The organism is Peribacillus simplex, from assembly GCF_900156045.1.
GTDB lineage: Bacteria > Bacillota > Bacilli > Bacillales > DSM-1321 > Peribacillus > Peribacillus simplex_D.
The window spans coordinates 137,942-162,710 of sequence record NZ_FTMX01000004.1 but is presented as its reverse complement, the minus strand read 5'-3'; the positions used below and the strand labels follow the sequence as shown (position 1 = coordinate 162,710).

General features: G+C 37.7%; 23 protein-coding genes. 6 read left to right on the top strand and 17 right to left on the bottom strand.

Annotated features, from left to right (window positions below; all coding sequences use genetic code 11):
* Positions 1–36 precede the first annotated feature (36 nt).
* The 3 genes from BW986_RS15100 to BW986_RS15090 all read right to left on the bottom strand — a co-directional run bounded on the left by BW986_RS15100 (position 37) and on the right by BW986_RS15090 (position 2,592).
* Positions 37–744 carry an aspartate/glutamate racemase family protein gene (locus tag BW986_RS15100; RefSeq protein ID WP_260320862.1) on the bottom strand — a complete coding sequence of 236 codons (708 nt, stop codon included), beginning with the start codon at positions 742–744 and terminating at the stop codon, positions 37–39.
* Between the two features lie 126 nt (positions 745–870).
* Complete coding sequence (locus BW986_RS15095; RefSeq protein ID WP_076368698.1) at positions 871–1,467, bottom strand: TetR/AcrR family transcriptional regulator; 597 nt, start codon at positions 1,465–1,467, stop codon at positions 871–873.
* A gap of 315 nt (positions 1,468–1,782) precedes the next feature.
* The gene (locus BW986_RS15090) at positions 1,783–2,592 is read right to left on the bottom strand and encodes a nitrilase-related carbon-nitrogen hydrolase (RefSeq protein WP_260320861.1); all 810 of its coding nucleotides are present in this window, start codon (positions 2,590–2,592) and stop codon (positions 1,783–1,785) included.
* A gap of 217 nt (positions 2,593–2,809) precedes the next feature.
* Between BW986_RS15090 and BW986_RS15085 the strand changes: the two genes are divergently transcribed.
* Positions 2,810–4,213 (top strand): amino acid permease, encoded by a 1,404-nt coding sequence (locus BW986_RS15085; protein ID WP_076368696.1) that lies wholly within the window; start codon positions 2,810–2,812, stop codon positions 4,211–4,213.
* A 74-nt stretch (positions 4,214–4,287) separates the two neighbouring features.
* Here BW986_RS15085 and BW986_RS15080 read toward each other — a convergent pair whose 3' ends face one another.
* The 3 genes from BW986_RS15080 to BW986_RS15070 form a co-directional block, all read right to left on the bottom strand.
* Positions 4,288–5,148, bottom strand: a complete 861-nt coding sequence (locus BW986_RS15080; RefSeq protein WP_076368695.1) for a MurR/RpiR family transcriptional regulator — start codon at positions 5,146–5,148, stop codon at positions 4,288–4,290.
* Between the two features lie 207 nt (positions 5,149–5,355).
* Complete coding sequence (locus tag BW986_RS15075) at positions 5,356–6,729, bottom strand: aspartate aminotransferase family protein (protein ID WP_076368694.1); 1,374 nt, start codon at positions 6,727–6,729, stop codon at positions 5,356–5,358.
* Between the two features lie 746 nt (positions 6,730–7,475).
* Complete coding sequence (locus BW986_RS15070) at positions 7,476–7,682, bottom strand: hypothetical protein (RefSeq protein WP_076368693.1); 207 nt, start codon at positions 7,680–7,682, stop codon at positions 7,476–7,478.
* Positions 7,683–7,983: 301 nt separating this feature from the next.
* Between BW986_RS15070 and BW986_RS15065 the strand changes: the two genes are divergently transcribed.
* Positions 7,984–8,493: a DinB family protein gene (locus tag BW986_RS15065; protein ID WP_076368692.1), complete on the top strand. Its 510-nt coding sequence runs from the start codon at positions 7,984–7,986 to the stop codon at positions 8,491–8,493.
* 42 nt (positions 8,494–8,535) lie between these two features.
* On the top strand, positions 8,536–8,700 hold the full coding sequence (locus tag BW986_RS30260; protein ID WP_179086082.1) for a hypothetical protein: 165 nt from the start codon (positions 8,536–8,538) through the stop codon (positions 8,698–8,700).
* A gap of 45 nt (positions 8,701–8,745) precedes the next feature.
* Here the strand turns inward: BW986_RS30260 and BW986_RS15060 are convergent, their stop codons facing one another.
* The 5 genes from BW986_RS15060 to BW986_RS15040 all read right to left on the bottom strand — a co-directional run bounded on the left by BW986_RS15060 (position 8,746) and on the right by BW986_RS15040 (position 14,047).
* Positions 8,746–9,474: a GntR family transcriptional regulator gene (locus BW986_RS15060; protein ID WP_076368691.1), complete on the bottom strand. Its 729-nt coding sequence runs from the start codon at positions 9,472–9,474 to the stop codon at positions 8,746–8,748.
* Positions 9,475–9,541: 67 nt separating this feature from the next.
* Complete coding sequence (gene frlD / locus BW986_RS15055; protein ID WP_076368690.1) at positions 9,542–10,324, bottom strand: fructoselysine 6-kinase; 783 nt, start codon at positions 10,322–10,324, stop codon at positions 9,542–9,544.
* Between the two features lie 388 nt (positions 10,325–10,712).
* The gene (locus tag BW986_RS15050; RefSeq protein WP_076368689.1) at positions 10,713–11,726 is read right to left on the bottom strand and encodes an SIS domain-containing protein; all 1,014 of its coding nucleotides are present in this window, start codon (positions 11,724–11,726) and stop codon (positions 10,713–10,715) included.
* 134 nt (positions 11,727–11,860) lie between these two features.
* Entirely contained in the window at positions 11,861–13,204 is a 1,344-nt protein-coding gene (locus BW986_RS15045) for an amino acid permease (RefSeq protein WP_076368688.1), read from the bottom strand.
* Positions 13,205–13,228: 24 nt separating this feature from the next.
* Entirely contained in the window at positions 13,229–14,047 is an 819-nt protein-coding gene (locus BW986_RS15040; RefSeq protein ID WP_076368687.1) for a TIM barrel protein, read from the bottom strand.
* Positions 14,048–14,580: 533 nt separating this feature from the next.
* On the opposite strand from BW986_RS15040, the gene BW986_RS15035 reads away from it, so the two are divergent.
* From BW986_RS15035 to BW986_RS15025, 3 genes are all read left to right on the top strand, one after another.
* Complete coding sequence (locus tag BW986_RS15035) at positions 14,581–16,071, top strand: DHA2 family efflux MFS transporter permease subunit (RefSeq protein WP_076368686.1); 1,491 nt, start codon at positions 14,581–14,583, stop codon at positions 16,069–16,071.
* A gap of 310 nt (positions 16,072–16,381) precedes the next feature.
* The gene (locus BW986_RS15030) at positions 16,382–16,963 is read left to right on the top strand and encodes a YitT family protein (protein WP_076368685.1); all 582 of its coding nucleotides are present in this window, start codon (positions 16,382–16,384) and stop codon (positions 16,961–16,963) included.
* Positions 16,964–17,484: 521 nt separating this feature from the next.
* Positions 17,485–17,892 (top strand): DoxX family protein, encoded by a 408-nt coding sequence (locus BW986_RS15025; RefSeq protein ID WP_076368684.1) that lies wholly within the window; start codon positions 17,485–17,487, stop codon positions 17,890–17,892.
* A gap of 113 nt (positions 17,893–18,005) precedes the next feature.
* Here BW986_RS15025 and BW986_RS15020 read toward each other — a convergent pair whose 3' ends face one another.
* The 6 genes from BW986_RS15020 to BW986_RS14995 all read right to left on the bottom strand — a co-directional run bounded on the left by BW986_RS15020 (position 18,006) and on the right by BW986_RS14995 (position 24,568).
* A complete protein-coding gene (locus tag BW986_RS15020; RefSeq protein WP_076368683.1) occupies positions 18,006–18,644 on the bottom strand; it encodes a class D sortase in 639 nt (212 codons plus the stop codon).
* A gap of 1 nt (position 18,645) precedes the next feature.
* Positions 18,646–20,055: a processed acidic surface protein gene (locus BW986_RS15015; RefSeq protein WP_076369043.1), complete on the bottom strand. Its 1,410-nt coding sequence runs from the start codon at positions 20,053–20,055 to the stop codon at positions 18,646–18,648.
* A 508-nt stretch (positions 20,056–20,563) separates the two neighbouring features.
* Positions 20,564–21,031: a RidA family protein gene (locus BW986_RS15010; protein ID WP_076368682.1), complete on the bottom strand. Its 468-nt coding sequence runs from the start codon at positions 21,029–21,031 to the stop codon at positions 20,564–20,566.
* Between the two features lie 105 nt (positions 21,032–21,136).
* Positions 21,137–22,582: an amino acid permease gene (locus BW986_RS15005; protein WP_076368681.1), complete on the bottom strand. Its 1,446-nt coding sequence runs from the start codon at positions 22,580–22,582 to the stop codon at positions 21,137–21,139.
* Between the two features lie 881 nt (positions 22,583–23,463).
* The gene (locus BW986_RS15000) at positions 23,464–23,769 is read right to left on the bottom strand and encodes a YerC/YecD family TrpR-related protein (protein WP_076368680.1); all 306 of its coding nucleotides are present in this window, start codon (positions 23,767–23,769) and stop codon (positions 23,464–23,466) included.
* Positions 23,770–24,031: 262 nt separating this feature from the next.
* On the bottom strand, positions 24,032–24,568 hold the full coding sequence (locus tag BW986_RS14995) for a gamma carbonic anhydrase family protein (protein ID WP_076368679.1): 537 nt from the start codon (positions 24,566–24,568) through the stop codon (positions 24,032–24,034).
* Positions 24,569–24,769 lie beyond the last annotated feature (201 nt).

Here is a 24,769-nt window from a genome sequence, read left to right as displayed (position 1 = left end):
TACAAGATTCGGTGTTTTCTTTTTCTTCAAAAATGTTTATGAACTTTTTACTCTCTGTTTAGAAGGTGGAGTCATGTAGGTCAAGCGGCTTTGTTTAACCCCCATAGCAATTAAAATTTCAAGCATCTTTGTAGCTGCAAATGCGGGATCAATAACCGGAACATCATAACCTTTTTGCGATAATCGTTCCTGAAGCTCCGCTGCAACACCCATAAAGCCTGTACACCCTAACACTAAAGCATGGGCATTGTCATGTTCAATCGCCTTTATCATTTCTTCAAACAACGCACTTTTTAACTTTTCCTTGTCTTGAACTTCCAGAACAGGAATATTTACATATCTAATGGAGGCGACATTCCCATCCACACCTAGAGTTTTACTTATATTTTCAATCATGGGCACAACATTAGGCAGCACCGTTACAATCGAAAAGGATTTTGCCAATGAGCTCGCAACAAGCATGGAGGACTCACACGGCCCAACAACGGGAATATCCAATATTTCTCTTGCAGGCTTCACACCTGGATCTCCAAAACAATCACTGATTACACCCTGATACCCATCTTCTTCAGCCTGCTTTGCTTTTTCCAGGAAATTAGGTATACATAGTGCTTCATCATATTCGCTTTCAATTGATTCAGGTCCATAATCAAGGTTGCAAACTCCTACTTCAGTGCTTTCAGAAACATAAGATTTAATCTCTTTTCTAATTTCTTCATTAAAAATATCCGATATAACTGGCATGATCACTTTAATTTTTATTGGAATACACTCCTTTGTTTTTAATAGACATGCTGAACCATTTTTTCTTTGTCATGATTTTATTATTTATATCACCCCCTTTTAGCAACTAATCCATTCCTGCCATAATTATGACTTCACATATTTCCTCTCTATATCACTAAACATGGAGCTGATGAAACGATCTGCAATATGAACTTGTTCCATTAAATCTTGTCCCTCATACAAGTTTATACCCCAGAATAATCCATTCCCGAGTAAAACAAATTGCTTAATGATTTGGTCCACTTCGTCTGAAGAAATGCTCGGATACCTCTGCCTCAATAGATCCTCAAGTGAACTGGCCATCCAATCATTAAAATGCAACAAATACTTTTGTAAATATAGTTTGATTTCCGGAATGGGTGACGTAACTAACGATATATACGCCATAGTCCCTCTCTCATCATTTTTGTGATACTTAACGATCCCATGAAGCATTTCGCTAAAAATCCGATCAACTGATCGTGAACTTGTTTTAGCTAAAATTCGTTTCATTTCGGCTAAATGGTTATCAAGTAAATGTTGAAAAGCGGCGATAAATAATTCCTCTTTGTTTTTATAAAAAAAATAAATGGATGCTGGTTTTATTCCCACTTCATCCGCGATTTTCTTCATGGTAGCTCCTTGATATCCATGTAGTGAATAATGCAAAAGGGCTGCATCTATCAATTCTTGCTTTTTCAATTCATCCCCACCTAACGTTTGTTAGGTAAATTATAAAGTGTATATTTCAGAAAAACAATAATTTTCTGAAATTTTTCCCCGGTTTATAATTATTATTGTGATAAATGTAGTTTTACAGGGATCAATACATTGACCTTTAGAAGGGGCATGATAATTCGAAAAACCCGATTCATGGTTCAAAAATTATTTTGCTTATAATTCCTAATAAAACAAAAAATCCATTAATCATTTAATAATGAAAAATGGATTTTAATAAACTTTTATAAGATTTTAGTTATAGACCCACGTGATTCGTTTAATGAATTTTGAAAAAATCTATTTTTCCAATGCAAATAACGACTCATTCGGCCACAATTTCTTGTCTAAATCCTCCAGATAAGGAACTTCATTTCGCACCTCGGATATAATTGAAAAATCCACATCATGAATTAGAATACTCTGCTCTGTTCTTGAAGCTTCACATAGGACCTCACCGTTCGGAGCAACAAGTTTACTCTTTCCGCAACTTCCCTCATTAACCGTGTTTACTCCAAGAATATAAACCGTATTATCGAGTGCACGTGCCGGAAGTTGAATATCCCATCTTGTTTCAGCTCCGTAACTCCACACTGAAGGAACAATAATAAGTTCTGCACCTTGAAGAGCTAGAATCCGGCTTGGTTCAGGAAATTCAATATCTGCACAAATAAGAACACCTATTTTCCCTTTCGATGTTTCTATTGCATTATAGACTTTCTCACCAGGAGTAAATATATCCTTCTCTCTTCCCCATAAAAATGATTTTCGATAAGTGGCAATGACTTCCCCTGTTGACTCGATTACAGCTAAGGATATGTAAAGGTTTCCATTTTCTCCCTCAACAAAAGGGACGATGAGTATTACTTTTAACTCTTTAGCGAGCTTTTGAAATAATGTAACGGTTTCTCCAGCCGGAACCTCTTGCAACGATTCGAATTGCTCCTTCGATAAATAGTAGCCACTCACCCAAAGTTCAGGTAATACGATTAATTCAGCTCCCTGTTTAGCCGACTCTTCAACCATTTCTATACAATTTTTAATATTTTTATCCCTTTCACCAGGGATAGCTTGTAATTGAACTGCAGCAACCTTAATCAACAAAAGCACATCCTTTTCTGCAAACGAAAATTATCAGATTTTTTAGAAATCTGTGTTTAATTTAATAATATTTTATTTCATTCAATTAAGCAATGATTATTTCTTTTTGTATATAAATTTGAATTTTTTATTTCAAAAAATCTAAAAATTGTGTAAACTATAATCAATCCAGTTTCGGTTAGGGTAATTGTAAGCTTTTACACAACATTTTTCAGGGAGGTCTTACATGAAAAAACAACAGAATGATTTAGAACAATCACTCAGTTCTCGTCACATGTCAATGATTGCAATCGGAGGCGTCATTGGTGCAGGTCTTTTTGTAGGTAGTGGAGCTGCCATACATAAGGTCGGGCCTGGCATCTTGGTCTCTTATGTAATTGCCGGTGTATTAGTGTTCTTGATTATGAAGAGCCTCGGTGAAATGGCCACTTCCAATCCATCAAGTGGTTCATTTTCAGAATATGCCCGGGACGCAATTGGCCCTTGGGCAGGTACTACGGTTGGGTGGCTTTATTGGTTTCAATGGGTTGTCGTTATTGCCATTGAAGCCATTGCAGGTGCAGCCATCATCAATATGTGGTACCCAGGTATTCCTTTATGGTTTCTTGCTTTGGCCTTGACAATCGCTTTGACTTTAACAAATATCTATTCAGTGAAATCCTTTGGAGAATTTGAATATTGGTTTGCCATGATTAAAGTAGCGAGCATCATCGCCTTTTTAATTTTAGGGGTATCTTATATATTCGGATTTTCTGGAGAATCGACGGTTGGAATATCTAACCTTGTGCAAAACGGGGGATTTTTCCCTAATGGTGTAAGTTCCGTCTTCGTTGGAGTCATCACTGTATTTTTCTCTTTTGCCGGTACAGAAGTAGCGACCATTGCAGCAGCTGAATCAAAGGATCCTGTTAAGTCCGTCTCTAAAGCCATTAATAGTACAATTTGGCGTGTCTTGATCTTTTATGTAGGCTCAATAGCCGTAGTTGTGACATTACTTCCTTGGAATTCTGCTAATGTATTACAAAGTCCATTTGTTGCCGTTTTAGAAAACCTAGGAATTCCTTTTGCAGCTCACCTCATGAATTTCATCGTACTAACTGCTGTTTTATCATGTCTAAATGCTGGATTATATACAACATCCCGAATGCTTTTCTCTTTAGCAAAAAAAGGGGATGCCCCACAATATTTTAGTAAGTTGAATAAAAATGGCGTACCTGCCAGAGCTGTTTTTGCAGCTACCATATTTTCTTATATTGCTGTGGTGATGAGTTATGTTTCGCCTGAATTGGTTTTTCTCTTTCTGGTTAACTCTTCAGGAGCGATTATCTTGCTAGTTTATTTGGTTATTTCCATTTCTCAGTTAAGGATGAGAAATAGATTGGAAAAAGAGAATCCTGATGCTCTGAAAGTGAAGATGTGGTTGTTCCCATATTTGACATATGCGACGATCCTGGGGATTTCCATCATTTTAATTTCCATGGCTTTTATCGATTCTACAAGAAGCCAACTATATTCAACACTATTACTAACCGGGGTAATCATTGTGTTGACTCATTTTTTCGGAAAAAAGAAAATCAGTAGCGCAGAGGAGAAAAGTAAACTATCCAGTAATTTGCCTCCATTGAAATAAGCTATGGCGGAATATCATTATGTGATAAATTAAAAAGCCTTACTCTTCCACATTGGAAGAGTAAGGCTTTTTTTCTATTGCATTTTCTTTCTTTGAAAAACATCAAAATGACTCCAGATGTCTTCCAAAACTTCTAATCGATCGTGTATATCTTCCTGCTTCTCTTTTCCGACAAACATGATCAAAGCATTAATCAAGCTTAATGGTGCAACGAAAGAGTCAATGAAGCTGGGCATCTGACTGGATGCTGTCAACGGAATGTCCGCATGAGGAATAAGCGGTGAGAGTAAATTATCAGTAATGGCAATTGTTGTCGCATTTTTTTCCTTTGCAAACGAAAACATTTGAATTGTGCTTTTCGTATATCGTGCAAAACTGACGCCAATCACTACATCTTTTTCACCTAAATTATATAACTTTTCCGATGAATTCTCCAATGACTGCAGAAGTTCCACATTATTTAAAACAATTTGAAGATAATATTCCAAAAACACGCCTAGGGAAGTGGCACTGCGGTTTGCGATAACATATACTCGTCTCGCTTGTAATAAGCATTTCACTGCTTCATGGAATGCATCTTCATCCAATTTCTCCATAGTGGATTTTATGTTTGCGATGTCATCCTGGAAAACTTCGTATACCCCTGAAGACTCTTTATTGTATACTTTTTGGGACATCTTCAATCGTTCTGTCGTTGTCAGCTGCTGCTTAACGGAATTCTGCATATACTGCTGCATCTCTGGATAGCCTGTATAGCCAAGGGAGGTTGCAAACCGTACAACAGTGGCATCACTGACGCCTGCCATTTTTGCTAATTTCCCAACTGTAAAGAAAGGAACGGTCGTTTGATTCTCTAAAATATATGTAGCTATTTTCACGTGGGACTTGCTCATTTCCCCTATTTGTCCAGCGATGTTTTGATAGACGTTTGACATTAAAAAGAGCGCCCCTTTAATTATATTTATGTATTGTAGGAGTATCTATTTCCTTTTTGTGAAGGATTATAATTTAACAATAGGTTTTTTCATCCTTTTTTGTCAAGTTAATTGCAAGTGCCATGGTGGAATTAAAAAAGGCCAGATCAATTAAAATCGCTTTGATCGGGCCTTTTGCTTTCTCATCTGACACTCAGTTAAGCTGAATTATTTCAGGATCCGCCCAATGGCTTCGTCATGCGCTTCCACAGTTCGAAGAATATCTTCCTCCGTGTGTACAACAGACATCGAATAACGATTTAGCGGCTTTGTATAAATACCTAATTTTAATAACTCATAGTCAATCTCTTTTCTTAACTTCGTATTTGCCCTGCTCATATCACGATAATTTTTAATCGGGCCTTCGGCTAAGATAATGTTAAAGATACTGCCCATACCGACCGTTTGCATGTTTAAGCCATGTTTTTTATACACATTCTCAAGTTCCTTACGTAAAGATTGCGTCTTAGCAAACAAATCTTCCATTGTTCCTTCTTGTTCCAATAAGTCAATAGTTGCTAAACCGGCAGCCAATATGGTTGGATGACCATTGTATGTTCCACTATGATATAACGGATTTTGTTTATCTGCATTATCTGCTCCAGCTGTTAAAATATCTCGTCCGCCTCTAGCAGAGGTAATCATCATTATTTCTTTTTTACCTCCAATGGCCCCTACTGGGAATCCGCCGCCCAGAACTTTTCCTAAGGTAGTGATATCCGGTTTAATGCCATATACTTTTTGAGCTCCCCCAATTGATATCCTGAAACCTGTTTTTACTTCATCGAAAATAAGCACAATATTAAGTTCTTCTGTTATTCTACGAAGTCCTTCCATGAATTCTTGTTCAGCAGGTATGAACCCTCCTTGAATTGGCTCTAAAATAACACCTGCTAATTCATGTGCATGTGAACGTAAGATCTTCTCGGTAGATTCTAAATCATTGAATGGAAGAATGACGGTATTTTCAATATAGTAATCTGGTATTCCTCTTGATTCCCCTACCGCTTTAGGAGCTGTTGCGTTACCTGCCTGATCCATATCAGGGTTAACACTCACTAATACTTGATCATATCCCCCATGATAATGTCCTTCAAACTTTGCCAATTTCGGTTTTCCGGTATAAGCCACCGCCGTACGAATTGCAAGAAGTGTAGCTTCTAAGCCCGAATTCGTATAACGAACCATTTCAATCCCAGGATATAACCCTACTAATTTTTCAGCCATTGTTGTTTCCATCTTGTGAGGCGTACCGAATATGGTAGTTCCAGACTCTAACATTTGTTTTGTCACAGCATCAAATACTTGTTGATGACCATGACCTGATATAAGAGCTCCATAACATAATAAATAATCGATATATTCATTGCCATCTACATCATATAACTTACTGCCTTTTCCTTTTTCCATCATTAATGGATGTGGCGGAAAGTATTTAATATGTGCTGTGACACCGCCCGGAATCACGTCACAAGCTTTTTCAAATAAATCAGCTGATTTTTTCGTTTTTTCTGACAATGAATTCTTCTCGTGTAGTATCATAATTAATTTCCCCTTTATATAGATTTCTTTCATGCGAAAGGATTGATAAATAATAGAAGATATTTTTTACAATTTAATCAAACTTCTATTAAATGTGGATATTTTTCAGACCAAACCCAGATACTCAATTGATTAAGCAACCAGGTCCAGCCCGACCATAAGAAGATAAAAGAAGATAAGGTATACACTTTGAAATTGCTTCCACCAACCATCATTCCAAGCTTCTCATTCACCCCCGGTTGTACCCAAAGTGAATTCCCTAATTATTAAAATAAACATTTCATTATAAAATATAATATGAAATAAATATTACAAAGTCAAGGTTAATAAGGAGGTTTTTTGTTCACAAATATAAATGCCAGCCCATTCGGATGAAGCGCTTCAACGACTATTCAAAAAATCAGAAACAATTTCTCAATAAATAAGCCGTAAACAATATTTTCGACGGATATCTGATTTAAATGAGTAAACGCCAATTAAGCGCTCCAAGAAAATGGCGCGCTTAATTGGCGTTATATATCATGCACTTCAATCATGTGTGTCTCCTTGGCCTCTACCGGAGCAAGTCTATACCACCGCCGTTATTTTTAGAGATACATCAGGCGGTGCTCACTCAGATACCTACAACATTTTAAACTAGTAAAGAAGAAAAATGAGACTGAAACTAGTTCTCTTTAAATATTTTCACTTTTATATTTTGATTTTCATTCTAATGAAGAAGAAAATTTTAGAATACGTAACTGCACTTACATTGTTTCATAGTTTTTTATTTCAAATTCACTTAGTGGTCGATTAATCGACTTACTCAATTTACTAATGAGCTCTTGGTAATCCTTAGTATCATTTGGATCTATACCTTCCCTGACATTTAGTATCTCGTATCGGTCATACTGTTCTGGAATAAGTTTTCCGTCTACATGGATATAAAGCCTATATTTGATCCTCAGATTCATAAAAATACCATCTCCTTTACTATCAGTTCGATATAAGGAGCTGTTTTCCTGCAAGAAATTATACTCTAAGGTGACCTCCACTAACTATTCATTTTTCTAATCAGAGTGATAAGTAGTCCGTATTATCTCAAAACCTCTTTTTTATACATTGGAAATTCGCGATGAGCGTACGAACGGTTAGGGGGAATTGTTATATATATAAGAGAACAGTATATTAATAATTATACATTCGTGTATTTTTTTGTTTTTACTGCATAAATTGTTGAATACGAAAAAACTAGTGTATATGGGGGTTTTTTTAATGAATCATCCCGAGCCAGTATTAGAAATGTATAACTATCACTCATGGGCAAACGGAGTCATCATCGATCGGTTAAATGATCTTCCACAGCACATTTACCATAAGGAAATTCAGAGTGGTTTTTCGTCGGTTTCAAAAGTGTTGTCTCACATTTATCTCACAGATTATGCGTGGTTTGACATTATCTCGGGTAAAAGTATGGATGAAGCAATGGCATGTTCCAATCAATTAAGAGAAGAGGTTGAAAAGAAAAGTATTGAGGAAATGAAAAAAATATTTGTAGCTTTATACGACAGAAACAAAGAAATACTGAGTACAGAGGAGGATACGGATAAGGTAATTGTCGTGGATAACCCATATGCTGGGTTGCTTGAAACTTCCATTTCCGAATCGGTTTTACACGTTGTCACTCACGGATCATATCATCGTGGCAATATTGCTACCATGTTGCGGCAAATGGGGCACACTTCCGTTATGCAAGATTTTGGCCTTTACCTTTATTCAAAATAGAAAACCAAACAATATCCGATTCCTGAATAAGGGGATGTATCGATGGACGAACTAGTTGGCAATTGTGTTCGCTGTGCACGTAAAGTATATTGTACTGCTGGATTTCTGAACGGTATTCTGTTAGATAACAAAAAAATCTTATGTTTTAATTGTAAGGATATTTTATATGCAATGATCAAAGAAGAAAGATTGGAAGATGAGAGTTGAAGGAGTAATACACCAAAATAGGTCATGCCAATAAACTGGCATGACCTATTTTGCCCGATGAACAGTCAGATTGACCTTGTTGGTTTCGCACATGAACGTTGAAAGATGCACAGGCCGGTCGTTTGCATCGAAGGCGGTCTTTAATATTCTAAATAAATTGGCGCCAATATCACATTCTAAAAATTTAGCATAGTTTTTTGTAGCACCAATCACGTCTATAATTTTATCGTTACTGACTATTTCTGTATGGTAATCTTCCATAAGGATTTTATAAGTTGATTCATCCCTTGCAATCTTCTTTTCTAAATCCGGAAAACGAATTAACGAATAATGAGCGGTATCGTAGAAAAGCGGACGATCATTCACATACATGAGTCTCTCAAGTTCGAGAACGGGGCTACCTTCTTCAATGAGGAGATGACCTGCAACATCTTTTGGCGCTGGTATGACCTCACTTCTTAAAATCCGGGAATTAGGTATCATCCCAAGCTGATGACTAAACTCCGAGAATCCACTTATGGATAACAATTCATTATGGAACTTATTAGATGCAACAAAGGTACCTCTGCGCGGAATACGTGTCAGTGTTCCTTCCTTCACCAATTCCTCTATTGCTTTTCGTATGGTAATGCGACTAACGCTATAAGTTTCACAAAGCTCCGCTTCGGTTGGGATCTGTTCATCTGGTTTATATTTACCGTTCTGAATATCATTCTTCAACATTTGCCTTATTTGCATATATAATGGCTGAGGGGTTGAAGGATTTAAATTCATATTAGATTCATCCTTATCCGTCAAAATTTATTATTTACTATCTATTATACATTATTTCCAGTCCCAGTCACCACGCACCGAAATATCTAATTGTTTTCGCAGCAGACTCTGTACCCAATTCCAAGCAATTGCCGATAGATTTGCCATTCAATATTCCATAAATGAATCCAGAAATGAAGGAATCCCCTGCCCCCATAGTGTCCAACACTTTCGCTTCAACGACACCGCATTGATAAAATTGAATACCGTCATAGGCAAGTGAACCATTTTCACCTAAAGTGGCGACCGCAATTTTAGATCCTTGATTTTTTACATCCTTTAGAAATTGGCGGATAAAGGCATCATCCTTCGTATAAGAAAAAAAAGGATAATCAACAAACTGCGGCAAAGTCTTCACTAAATCGTGATCAAGCTGATCTGAGAAATCAAAAGACGTGAGCATTCCTTTTTCTTTAAAAAAGGAATAGAACTTATCCGCATGTCCCCAAATCCCTGAATGTATGAGCTGAAATGTTTGAATGTATTGGAGTTCTTCCGTCGTTAAACAGAAATGTTCCATGACACCTTCGTCGTATTCTCCAAACCTCCGGTCATTTCCTACCATTTCAACAAAAGTAACCGCTGTTTTTCCTTCTTTCCTCGAAAGATGAGTTATATCAACGCCTTTTCCCAGAATCGCTTGAACCATTTTTTCACTATATTGATCGGAACCCACCCAGCCAATATAAGCAGATTCAGCACCTAACCCTTTTAAATAGACAGCCACATTTAAAGAATTACCGCCAGGATAGACCTCCCCGCTCTTTTGATAGACATCCATACAGTTATCTCCGACTGAAACCGTTCTCATCATTTTCCCCCGCTTTCTTTGAACTTAAGAAATGAGCACTACTTAAGTAGTGCTCCGTTTTGACGTCAGGTGAATCCTTCATGTTTTTTACTTGATTTTAAGAATGAAACGAAACACCCTCTGAATTGAAGAGATTTGCGACACTCCTGCCGAATAACTGGCTAGCCAAGACCACATTGGCTCATGCTTTGATGAGGCTTGGCAGACAGTCGGCGGAAAGGGAGCCTCCTTTGGCGCTATGTGCGCCTGTGTGTGGGGTCTCCCTTGGGCACGTATTTCCCGCAGGAGTCTCGCACACCCGCTCCAATCAACTGGAATGCTTTTTTGATCTGTTGGAACTTTTTTTAAGATACAGTCTTGGGCACTACTAAGTAATGCTCTACATATCTTAATATTCCATTTGTCGATAGTATCTTCTAAGTGTTAATGGATGATTTCTTTCACGCTCAAGGTAAACGCTGATTCGACTTAATATTGACCAGTTAATACTAACAGAAAAGTGCTTTCTAAATTCTTCGCTGATGCCTTCCATATCAAAGTTTTTGGTATCAATAACCGTTATATTTTTTGAGATTTTTTCTACAAATCTCTCTACACGGTCCATCAGCGGTCTTGTTTCGTCTTCTCCCTTTAGTAAAATAACACTTGTATCTTCAACAACAAGTTCAAGCGTACCATGGAAAAACTCTGCCGCGTGGATGGATTTCGCTTGGATCCATTGCATTTCCTCTAAAATGCACATCGCATATGAATAAGTGTTTCCCCATAGGTTACCAGAACCGACCATCATGTGGTAATCCGTGTCTTTATGGGTAATGGCAAATTCCTCTGCTTTTTTATCAAAAGAATTAACGGCATCCAGAATTGCACGTGGAAGTAGAGAAACCTCCTTCGTGAATTGTTCATATTGTGGGAATTCATCATTGTTATACATGAAACGGAAGACGAACATGTACAAAAGCATAAAGAAAGTATCAAAAGAGTGCGTTTCAGAACCTGTCGTTATACAGTAATCCGCAATTTGTGTTAACGGGGTATTTGGCTCTGCAACTAAAGCGATTGTAGTAGCCCCTTTTGCTTTACAATACTCAGCAGCGGCAACTGTTTCTTGAGTTGTCCCAGATACAGATGTAAAAATACAGACTGAATCTTTGCTGAAATGCTTATGATCCATCACCATGAACTCAGCAGCAATTTCTGCATGGACATCAATGGTAGAATTTGATTTTAAAATGTATTCATATGGATACATCATGGCAATGGTGCCACCAGCCCCGATCAGGAAAATATTGCTGTAGCCCCTTTTTGTGATTCCATCTACGATTTCTTCAATCTGACCTCTAAAAGCAAGGCCCTCTTTTTCTACAAGATCAAGAAATAACCCCTCATCAAACTTTAGCATCAATATATTCCTCCCTGTATCCTCAATTATTTGTTATGCCTTGTATTATATCCAAATATAATAAATCTCACAATTGTTTTAGTTTAAATTTTTAGGGCGTTTATCGAAGAGGCCTAACTTCCCTTAGCATTCTGCTAAGCGACGATATCGCTGTCGTTATTATTCTTTGATCCATATTTCTTTTCCCAATAATAGTAAACCGGCAGACCTGTTGCGATAACGATCAATGCTGCAATCACTCCTTGAATTGGCGCCCAAGTAAATGTTCCCCAGGCCAGCCATGATGCTCCAAGAATAGCTAAAACCGTCGTTAATCTCCACATTGGCATACGATAGATTGGGTTATAATCATCCCTTTTACGACATTTATAAACAGCGGCAAAGTCCATAATGTTAATAATCAATTGAATCAGTGTGAAATAGCCTAGTAACACCGTTAAATTACTAAAGCACACAAGAATACATGCATACGTAACCTGAACGATGATGGAGAAACTTGGAGTTTCATATTTAGGATGGACTCTTGCAAAGCGCTGAAAGAATAGTCCGTCCTTTGCCATTGCATACTCAAGGCGGGGCTGAAACATTATGCAAGAGCTCAGCGAACCCAAGATAACAATAATCGCCGTAATGGCTACAAATGATGAGGCAATATCAGATAATCCCGGAATATATTTAACAGCTTCAGAAACAGCCGCATTGGAGTTCATTAATTCTTCAAATGGCATCAAGCCTATGACACAAACGGCTAGCAGCGTATATAAAGCCAACACGATGAATACCGAACTAATAAGAGCCCGCGGAAGTATTTTCCCTGGATTTTTGAACTCCCCAGCCATGAAACAAATCGCGGCCATCCCCGTATATGCCCATGTGGTTGCAGATACACCACCTATTAAACTTGAATTTTGGGTACCAGGTCCTGGAGTATAAGTAAAGTTACCAGGGTTCATATACATGATTCCCAGGACAATGACAATCAGGAAAGGAATGATTTTGACAGCCGTGATTATGACTTGGAAAAGACCTCCTTCTTTCACACTTCGATAATGAATCGATGTGATGAGCAGGATGATCGCAATACCCAATAATTTCCCGGCCACTCCTGAGAAAAATGGGAAAAAGGTTGCTAAATAAGAAACTATCGCTAATGCCATAATCGATATAGATGGAGGATCCAAAGCCCAGAAAGTGGCCCATCCATATAAAAATGCCAAAGGCCTCCATCCAGCTTTATTTAAATAAACGTAACCGCTTCCATTTTGGGGGTATGCCGTCGATAACTCTGCCAGCACCATTACTTGCGGTATGGCAATCACCCCGCCTATTATCCAGGCTAGAATAGAAATGGAAGGAGTACCTGCAGCCCTTGCAACATCACCAGATGAGACAAAAATACCTGACCCTATAGTAGTTCCAACAGCAATAGCCAGAGCAGACCAAAAACCCAGTTTTCTTGTAAGTGTGCCATTACTCATAAAGAGTTCCTCCAAATTAGATGATTAAATTCCCATTTCCCTTACTTTTTCAATAGATTTCATGATTGCATCTCTTGGATTTTGATAATAATTTGATCCCATAATCTCTAGAGAACAACTTCCTTTATAACGATGGTCTTTAAGGCTTGCTAAGTATTCTCTCCAATTTAAAATCCCATCATCTAGTGCCAGATGCGTATCTGATTGACCATCTCCATCCATTAGGTGAAAATGGCTTAATTCGGGAAGGAAGGAAAAGTACTCATCAGGCGTTTCACCTGCCAGCTGCATCGAAACTGTATCTATCATTCCTTTTAATGAGGAAGACTGGATTTCCTCTAACATTTTCCTTAGCCCTATAGAGTCTATTACCAGATTGGATTCATATTTTGTTAATGGCTCTAAAGCAAGAATCAAACCTTCCATCTCAGCTACTTTGGTTAATTGAAAGATTGAGTCACTCGCATACTTCCATGATTCCTCTTGTGAGACGGAAAAGTCCCCTATTCCAGAAGTGATAAGCATCATGTTTGTGTCTAACTCCAGCGCGGCGTAAAGATTGTCCATAAAATATTCAATGCTTTTTTTTCGCCAATGTGCATCCGAGGATGCAATGTTATAAGGATAGATACATTGCTCTGGAGTATAGCAGATGATTTTCATATTTCTGGACTTAATTTCCCTTCTCAAACTTCTTATATTTTCTAGTATGTTGCGATAAACATATAGATGTGGCTCCCCACCCCATAATTCAATGCTTTTAATCTCAAGGTGATCCATGCAATCCAAAAAATAATGAAAAGGGAAATGCCTAAAAGTGATATTCATCCCTGCAATGTTCAATTATTTCACCTCCTCATAAAGATTTTTTATTTGTTATGCTTTGTATTATAATTAAACAGTACATCGATTGCAATGATTATTTTGAATATTTAAAAAACATTAATTCTCAACATACGGAAAAGGCGTGATTTTATTGTCCATCACACCTTTTTATCAATTAACTATTATTTAGTGAATACGAATGATAGAATGTTAAAGTATTTATACTAAAGGGAACAATTTTTCTGATACGTATTAAGTATTATATTGGTGATTATTGTTCGAAGTATGGTATACCTGTAGAATGGATGTTAAACTGGGGAATTTCCTAAAAAAGAGAATATATCCTGGTTATTGTCAAGTAAGTTGCTAATGAAGAATAAACACCTCCAAAATCGTGAATTGAGGTTAATCTCCTTAAGATGGTGTATATCATTGGAAAATATAGGTTGGTTTACTTATAAACTTAGTGAAGTCGCTTTAACTTCTATAATTTTAAAAACTAGCAGACAGTACAATACGTACTATCTTAGCGGAAAGGACGTGCCATAATAATGAATCACGACAAAACAGCCATCACTAAAGTTCGTACGGGTCCCATGTTTGCGGTGATGCTGGCTGGGGCTCTAGTCGCTTTCTTAAATCAGACTTTAATTAATATAGCATTGCCTCAATTAATGAATCACTTTGAAATCTCAGCTGCAACAGCTAACTGGCTTACTACAATCTTCCTATTGGTCAATGGGATCGTCATCCCTATCACTGCTTTCTTAATGGAACGTTTCAATACAAGACAACTATATCTTGCTTCGATGGGACTTTTCGCTTTAGGAACTTTCCTATGTGGAATTGCCCCCAGCTTCTCCGTCTTATTGATCGGACGTGTGGTTCAAGCCGCCGGGGCGGGGATTTTATTCCCTTTGATCACAAATGTGATTTTCACTATATTTCCATCTAACAGACGCGGTTTCGCAATGGGTATATTTGGTATCGCGATGAATTTTGCCCCTGCTGTAGGACCGACGTTATCAGGATGGATTATACAAAACTACTCTTGGCGGGTTCTGTTTTTTGTCATTTTCCCATTTGCACTGCTTGACTTCATCTTTGCCATTTTCATCATCAAAAAAGTAGGGAAAACGAGTCGGCCTAAACTCGATAAAATGGGTGTAATTCTTTCCACTATCGGATTTGGCGGAGTTCTATATGGATTCGCTACAGGCGGTACCAAGGGATGGGACAGTCCCGAAGTACTGACGATGTTCCTTGTAGGGGGAATCAGTTTAGTTTTATTTGTCTGGAGGCAATTTACTGTATCCCATCCTATTTTGGAATTTAGAATTTTTCGGTATCGGATGTTCACTTTAACGACGGTTATCAACATCATCGCAACTATGGGTATGTTCTCTGGAATGATCATCATGCCAATCTATATGCAGAATATCCGGGGGTTTACTCCGATGGAATCCGGTCTCATGCTATTGCCTGGCGGGATTTTAATGGGGATCATGTCTCCTATCACAGGTAAGCTGTTCGATCGATTTGGTGCGAGATGGCTTGCGGTGAGCGGACTTGCCATCACTATCATTACAACCTATCTTTTAACGCGGCTTGAAACAGATACGTCCTATTCTTATGTGGTGTGGGTATATACTATTAGAATGTTCGGAATGTCGATACTGATGATGCCCATCTTCACTGCTGGATTAAATGAATTGGCACTTAGCCTAAATAAATATGGAACAGCAATGGTCAATACATTGAGAATGGTAGCAGGTGCTGTTGGCATGGCATTCTTTGTTTCCATCATGACAAACCAGGGAACGAAGCATGTTCAGGAAATCTTATCTCAAAGAAACATATCACCAGATAATACATCACAAATGGCCATGGCCATTAAACAAGGTAGCGTAATGGGAGTGGATGATGCATTCATGATTGCAACAGGATTGACCATAGTTGCATTCATACTGGCCTTTTATATACGGCAAACTTCACCTCAAGAAGATACCATTACAAATCGCCTATCAAAAAAAAGAGCTTGAATAAACAAGGCTAAATTCAACCTATTTTCCAAGGTATAAAAAATTCTTAAAAACTGACTTGCCCCATTAAGGCAAAAAAAAGAGACACTTTTTATGAGTGTCTCTTTTTTTTGCCAAATTACTTCATGTGCTCAATGTGACGGCATCCATTTTGATACTGCTGCTCGCATGCATCTAAAATTTCAGAACATCATTTGGGGAGCAAAGCAAACAATACACAAATTGCAATGGTACTTTCATTATACTAAGTATATATTTACTTTCCTCTCATATATTTTAAGATAATGATTTGGACAAGGGGAATGTTTTTATGAAAAAGTTCGTTACTCTGCTTTTTTCAAGTTTTTGCATTGGAGTAGGTCTTAATCTGTTCATTGTCCCCATTCATCTAATAAATGGCGGGATATTCGGAATAAGTTTGTTAATCAAATATGTTTGGGGAATCCAGGTTGGACATACCATGATCATGATCAACATTCCCATATACCTTGTATCTCTTCTATACGACAAGTCTTATTTCTTCAATGCCATCCTTGGGTTAGCTTTTACTTCAACCATTATTGATTGGCTAACACCACTAAACGGTTTGGTTCATCTACCGATCATAACGAGTGCCATTATCGGTGGAATGACGATTGGGATTGGTGTTGGTTTTATGCTGAGACAACATATTAGCCCCGGTGGAGTGGATTTACTAGCACTATTAATCGCTAAAACCACAGCAACTAATCCTGGAATCATTATTTTTATTATTGATTCACTCATAGTAATTGCGGGAATTATTATATTGAATGACTTAAAGTTAATGTATTCACTCATCACGATTTCCTGTGTCGGCATATGCGTCTCCATTATCAATTCTTTTAAGGCAATAAACATTTTTATAAGATAAAGCCATACCTACAAGTGCTGCAACAGGGAAGACTGATCAAGCATATCCCCCTATCGATATACATTTTGTTCGTGCTTTCGTGCTACGCCCGGGATTTCGCATGTTTACTCGTGAATTCGCGCTGCACCCATGATTTCGCACGTTTATCGTGAGTTTGGCCCATTTACTCGTGAGTTTTGGCCTTTTACTCGTAAGTTTGGACCGTTTACTCGCGAGTTTTGGCCTTTTACTCGTAAGTTTGGACCGTTTACTCGTGAGTTTTGGCCTTTTACTCGTGAATTCGTGCTGCACCTTTGATTTCGCACCTTTACTCGTGGGGACGGATTTCTGAAATCATCTGACTATTTTTCAAGAAAAAACCGCAGGCAAACTCGCTTTTCTTCGAGTTTGCCTGCAGTCGTGGCGCGATTCTTATTAAAGAATCGCGCCACGACTGTAGAAGTTCAATAATATAGAGTGCATTAAAAAAAGGAAAGTGGAATATGATTAAAATGTCAACCTAAGGGAGGGAATGTGAATAAATGAAAAAAATAAAAATTATATATTGGATTTTCACAGGGCTTTTGGTGGCACTAATGGTTTTGGGTTCTATTCCGGATATAATGTCTGTTCCCGATGCAGTCGCTTTATTTGATCATTTAGGTTATCCTACCTACCTTCTGCCCTTCATTGGAATAGCCAAATTATTAGGTGTCGCGGCAATACTCATTCCAGGTTTTCCGAGAATTAAGGAATGGGCTTATGCCGGTTTTGTATTTGATTTGACGGGTGCTATGTATTCAAGCATATCAGTGGGCGACCCTGCCAGTGGATGGCTGCTTTTCATTATCGGATATATATTGATAGCCGGCTCTTATATTTACCATCATAAAATATTAAAATCCGCTACATCGAGCACTTTGAGCAATAAGGATAGCTTAACAATATAATAATGTGAAATAATCTCGTCTCATATAAGAAGAATTGGAAATTAAAAGAGTCCCGATAAGTTTTACCTTATCGGGACTCTTTTTTTTTAGAACATGTAATAAAAAGTTGCTTATTAAGAACTTACTTTTTTTGAAGACAAATAAGCGACAAGTATATAGCGTTCAGGTGCCGCCCCGATATAATCAAAGGGATAACAGGTACTGACTGTTAGCGTTGCCCGCGGCTTTGGTACGATAACGGTTCGATCATCTTCATCCACAATTCGAACTTTGTTGACTTTGTATGTGAACTCGCCTGCCGATGTTCTTACAATCAACAAATCTCCTTCGCCAACTTGTCCGAGTTTACGGAATACCGTATCTCTATGACCGGAAAGAACGGAATTGTCATTTTCACCTGGTAGTACACTTCCTGCGAAGTGACCAACGCCTTTTTCCAATTCATCCTCGTTTGTGCCATGGAAAATAGGGAGTTTGGCTTTTAGTTTGGGTATATACAGTTCCCCGATTTCTTCACCCGTTTTAGGGCGGACAGGATATAGCTCTTTCTTTGTTGTTTTTTTACTTATTGGTTCACTACTTGGTGGCTTCTGAACAGTTTCATTCACTTGGCTACTTGGAGTATGAGTCTTGTAAAGAAAGTAGCCTTTTGCAAACTTATACATATTGGATGTGGAAAACCAAACCCCAAATAAAATGATGGCAATTGTGCAAGAAAGCAGAAGCAACCGCCTTTTCTTTAATTGTTTCATATTAAGCTTTCCTGATTTTTCGATACATCAAGCTTCCGAACAAGACAATGCATAGTCCTAAAAGGGCATTAGGTATATAATCGGAAGCGGTATTTGGTAGTTTAGCCCCTTTTACAGTTTGATGTTCCGAATTAGTATGAGTGCTGATCTTTTGTTTTACTGGTTTAGCAACTGGTGCCTTTTCAATGGTCTTTTGCACCTCTTTAGCAGATTCCTTTATTTGTCCGCCTGCATTAGTAAGAGTGTCGGAATCTACCATATCACCTGTTATTAAAAGATCAGCCAGGAACTTTCCGTCAGTAGAGTATATCTCTATTTTCAGGTTAGCACCTTTCAGTTCTTCCAATTTCATTAAATCCAAAAGGGTTACAGGAGATTCCGAGCCACTTTTCACAAGGGAATAGGATACATTCAGCTTAAAGATGGAAAGTAATTCTTCATAGATTGATGCCATTTCAGCTATCTGTTCAGCTGTAAGCTCGGTTGCTACATCAAATTCCTCGAAAGCCATCATGCGGTTGCCCAATTCTTCAAGTCGCTTGACTGTTTCCGGATTGGAAAGATGGTCTTCCAAAGACATTAAGTGGTCTTCAAGCCGCTGTAATTCTTCTTCCGTTAAACCGAGTTCTTCCTCGAAAATAGGAAGGAAATCTTCGGCAACTTCACCATCTATTCCCCCACCAGTAAGGTTCCAAACAGTTTCTTCAAGATTATCTATGTAAATATAATCGTTAATATCTTCACCATTTTCTTCCAACATTTGAAGCAACGCTTGTTTATCCAATCCATAATTCTCATTAAAATAATCTAAGTTGCTTAGGTCTGCCTTTATCACGTCACCTAAGAATTCGCTAAGCTCAGCGACAGATTCGAATTCTTCCGTGCTAAAATCATAGAGTTCCAAAGACGCTTCGATATCTTCCTTTGTTACTTCGAAGCCTCTTTCTTTACTAACCTTGGCTAAATAATTGACAAATTCTTTGTCAAAGTTTGGATCGCGTTCAAAATCGCCCTCTTCTGCATAGAAATAAACAGCCTCATCGAGGTCCCAGATAAAAATATAATCGTCAATTTCTTCGCCATTTTCATGCAATAGTTTAATTAGGCTCTCATTTGTTAGATTATAATCTTCATAAATGACATCTAAATTACTTAAATCTGCTTTAATAACTTCGCCCAAGGCATCTTTAAGATCATCAATAGATTCAAAGTTTTCAATACTCTCATCGTAAAAAGAAAGAGACGTTTCAATATCATCCTTCGTCACTTCAAAACCTCTAACAAGGCTTACCTCTTTTAAATACTTTGTGAGTTCCTGCTCAAAATTTTTGCTTGGTGCTGCCATCGCTAATTGCGGGAATAAGCTAATTAACAACGTAAATGAAAGTAAAATGGTCCACAGTTTTTTCATTTTCATACTTTTCTCCTATTCATAACATTTCATATGTTTCAAGAAGATTATAATTCAATAACAATAATTTAACAATGAAGTTATTTTTTCCAATAAGGGAAAATTGCTATCTTAATTACTTTGCTAACAAACTTTTTAACAGCACATACATCTGTTTACGCTTATAATGACGTATTTCTTCCTATTTATATATCGAATTTCAAAAACTGTGCCTCTGATAAAAGAATTTTTAATTTTCGTATGCCTACTAAACTTAATTAATACGAATTAAGCTTTGAGGGGTAGTTGCTTTTTGTAGGCCTTATTCTTTTTCGAATTCTAATATTTTCACTCTCGTGTAATTCTGCCTTTTCATAACAAGAAATTCACACACTTTTATTGTAGTTCTCACAAGTATTGTCCCCTCCCCCTAATGGTTACATCCATTACGAAATATAAAAAAAACGCAAACCCTTACGTTTCAAGGGTTTGCGTTTTGATTGATTTCACTCATTGATAGCGATACCTATTAATTTTCAATTCTTCCTTCACTAATCATAACTTCAACATCTATCTCCATTAGCATTTCCGGCATAGCAAAACCACTTACTATTAGACCAGTACTGCAAGGATAAACATCTTTAAAATGTTCGGCTATTACGGGATAAACTTTACTTCGATCTTCCCGATCAAGCAAGTACACGGTAATCTTACAAATATCATAGACTGAACCGCCCGCTTCTTCAATAAGCTGCCTAACGCACTTACATGCCTGATCAGCTTGTTTCACCACATCTCCAATCCCATGAAAAGTACCGTCTAAATCAAAACCAGTTTGCCCTCTTAAGAAGATTCTGTTTCCTGCCCTTACTGCCATGCTAAACTCGTTTACAATATGATGCTCTGGCTTTCCCAACGTTGAAGGATAATACTGATCTGTTTTGAACTTCCTAAATCTCTTAATCCCTGAATTTTTAACTTCTCCCAGTCCTGTCATATCATCCAATACCTCCAGTTCATTATTTTATTACCTAATTAAATAATGTCCTCCCAAGATTTATTCTTGGGGAAAATATTTCCCACAACATAAAAGTTAATGTTTTCACTCACCTACAGTAGCATCGGCATAGTCCTCACTCTCTTCAGCAATCTGCCCATTTTTCCGTTTACTGTACCAAGACCGTACTAAATAGGCTACAAGAATCAAACCGAAACTCGCTAAACTGAGAAGAAGTTGCGAACGTGTACCAGGAATCCATGCCATTGCTATAAGCACTACGAACATCCAGATAATGGCTACATAAGATAGATAGGGAAATAGCCACATTTTCAACTTTAATTTCTCAGGTGCTTCCAGTTCTAACCTTCGTCGCAGACGGATTTGAGCGAAAGCGAGCACCAAATAGTAGAATAGGCTAATTGCCCCAGCGGAATTGATTAAAAATAAAAAAACTGTCTGTGGAAAAAAGTAGTTTAAAACAACGCCTACATATCCAAAGACCGTCCCTGCCAGTATTGCCCTGATCGGAACGCCCCTTTTATTAAGTTTGATGAGAAATTTTGGTGCGTCTCCCTGTCTGGTTAAGGTAAATAAACTTCTAGACGTAATGTACAGACAAGAATTAAGCGAACTGAGTACTGCGGTAAGAACTACTACTTGCATTAGCGAAGAAGCGAAAGGAATACCTAATCGTTCTAGTGCAATCGCAAACGGGCTTTGAATAGCAATGCCAGCAAACTCGAAATTCCATGGCACGATTGCAACGATGAAGAAGACAGAGAGGATATAAAAGAATAAGATTCGATACATGACTTGATTGGTAGCTTTCGCCGCATATTTTGCCGGCTGATCGGACTCTGCTGCTGCAATGGTGGCAATTTCTGCCCCTCCCATCGAGAAAAGTACAGTAACGCTTCCCACTAGAGCTGCAACGATCCCATTTGGAAAGAAGCCGCCTGCTGTATACAGGTTCGAGAGACCGGGTGATTCACCAGGCCATAGCCCAAGAGTATATATGGCTCCAAAGACAATGAAGAAGGTTATCGCGAATATCTTAATAGATGCGAACCAAAACTCAGTTTCAGCGAATGAACGCACCGAGTAAAGGTTGGTCAAAGTGAGCACCACTAATAATACCAAGCACAATATCCAAGGTGGAATATCCGGAAAATAATTCACAAGTATTCCAGCACCAGCTACAGCCTCAATTGCAGCCACGATCACCCACATATACCAATAGAGCCAGCCAACACTAAATCCAGCCCAATTCCCTAATCCCGACCGTGCATATTCGGAAATTGAACCGGCAGATGGTTGTGCTACTGCCATTTCACCTATCATGCGCATGATTAAAAGCATGAGAATTCCTGACAAAGTATAACTGATTACAGCCGCCGGCCCTGTTGAATTGATGACCGCACCGCTTCCAACGAAGAGCCCGGCTCCGATGATTCCACCGAGTGCTATCATTGTTACGTGCCGGTTCTTTAACGTGTTTTGGAGTTTGTCCTGTGTAAATGAATCCTGCTTGGTGTAATTATCCGCCATAGTTTCACCTTCCTTTTACTATTGGTTTAATTTCAGCCGATTTTCCATTTCACGGTACTAGCATATCTGCTCTGCTTAACTCCTTATATTCTGAAGAAGTTGTGTCTTTCCGACTTTTAAAGGGTATCTTCGATTACGAGCACTAAGGACTATACATAATGGGGAATGTATCCTGAAAGTTTTCGGTGACAAACCTACAAATTCTCTTCATTTCAACGCCCTCTTTAAGTCATTTTCTGTTCCTCCTCTTATATTCTTACACAATGAAGTTGGTAACATTCGGAATATATCCTTATATATTCCTTTAATGAAATATTACAAGCCATCATTATAAATGTCAACAATATCTTTTGAATATTCAGAATTTTAGGTAACTCAATTTTTCAGTAAAATAACATTGAACTCTACTAAACATCTAATAAACCAACAATCTATATATCCACATACTCTTTTGATTTTTAAACAAGCCAAATTATTTTGACAACGATACATACAATTACATACCGGGAATCGATTGGATTCATGTGGAAGAATTCCTTGTTTTTATAATATTTAAACATGTTATCTATTCTTTTAAGTATTGGGTAAATTTTCTTCCGAAAAAAAGACTGACTATAGTCAGTCTAAGGTGACGTCAGGTGCTTCCTCACGCCTTATTTATATATTATGCAAGTGTTTGGACAAGCGTTACCCTATCTATGCTATGACACTTTTTCAAACAAAAAAAGAGACTGTATATTACAATCCCAAGTGTTGTATGTTTTAAAAGAAATCGAAAAGCTATTTATTGACGAGTTTCTTCTATTATTATATTGATATTTTTTCATAAAAATTAAAGAATGACCTAGACCCAAAATATCAGTCCCCAACTGCCGAAACTCTTACAATTTTTTAGTATTATCCATGCGATCTAACGACATCTGATAACCACCATTACTCCCATAATTCAATAGTTTATTAACTCTTGATATAGTAGCTGATGCGGCACCAGTTTCTGCCTCAATACCTTCGTATGTTAAGCCATCCTGAAGCATTCTAGCAACTTCTAGTCTTTGGGTAAAAGCTTTTATTTCATTCATTGTGCACAAATCATCAAAAAAAGCCATACACTCTTCTTGTGTCTGTAATGAAAGAATAGCCTTAAATAATTGTTTTATGTTTTTCTCAGACAATTTATTTTTGTACATAACCTACCTCCATTATATCTATTATGATATATATTAGAAGAAAAATTTATCGTCACAATGGGGGTGCGCTCATATTTTAAACCGGGAACCAATTACAAATGTTTCCTTAAACACCCATTCAAAAGGCTCTTCAAATAAATATACAGCAAGGTTTTTCTGCTTTTTTAATCCAAATCTTTCTACCGTTTTATTAATATTTAAGCAGACTCGTCCAATCTTGCGGACAGTCTGCCTTCTCACTTTTTACTTACAGAGCTGCAAATTATTTAAATGATACCTCTTTTTCGCTTATGTTCTCTTCTTTATATAGAGCGCCATTTTTGATATACTGGGATGCTCCTTCTTTTGCCCGCTCTATGTTTTCTGGTGTAAGTTTTCTGATGACCTTGGCGGGAACTCCGGCTACTAAAACACCCGGTTCAATTATCTTGCCTTCTGGAACTAGTGCCCCCGCAGCGATTAGAGTGCCTTCTCCGATTAATGCCCCATTTAAAATTGTTGCACCCATACCAATTAATGCCCCATCTTCTAAAGTACAGCCATGTAGAACCACGTTATGTCCGACAGTAACATTTTCTCCGACTTTAATTGGAAAACCTGGATCCACGTGAACTATTGCACCATCTTGAATATTCGATCCTTTTCCTATCGTTATTTTCTCATTATCTCCTCTTAAAACGGCATTGAACCAAACAGACGTATCTTCCTTAAGTTCTATGTTTCCAATTAACTGTGCTCCCGGGGCTATATATGCGCTTGGATGTACATTGGGGTAGTGTCCTTTAAATTTATGAATCATTATTCATTCCTCCTTTTAAAATATGTTGATTATTCCAGAATAAAACCAAAGCAACCACTATTCGGAACCTTTCTTAAACACTATTAATATAGAATAAAAATCTTAAATCTGGCCTCTGCATACAACCGCCACGGTTTGTTCCCTAATATGTCTCCACCTAACTATTAACAGCCACCAATGGAGTTTGTCTTCCTTCTCTCC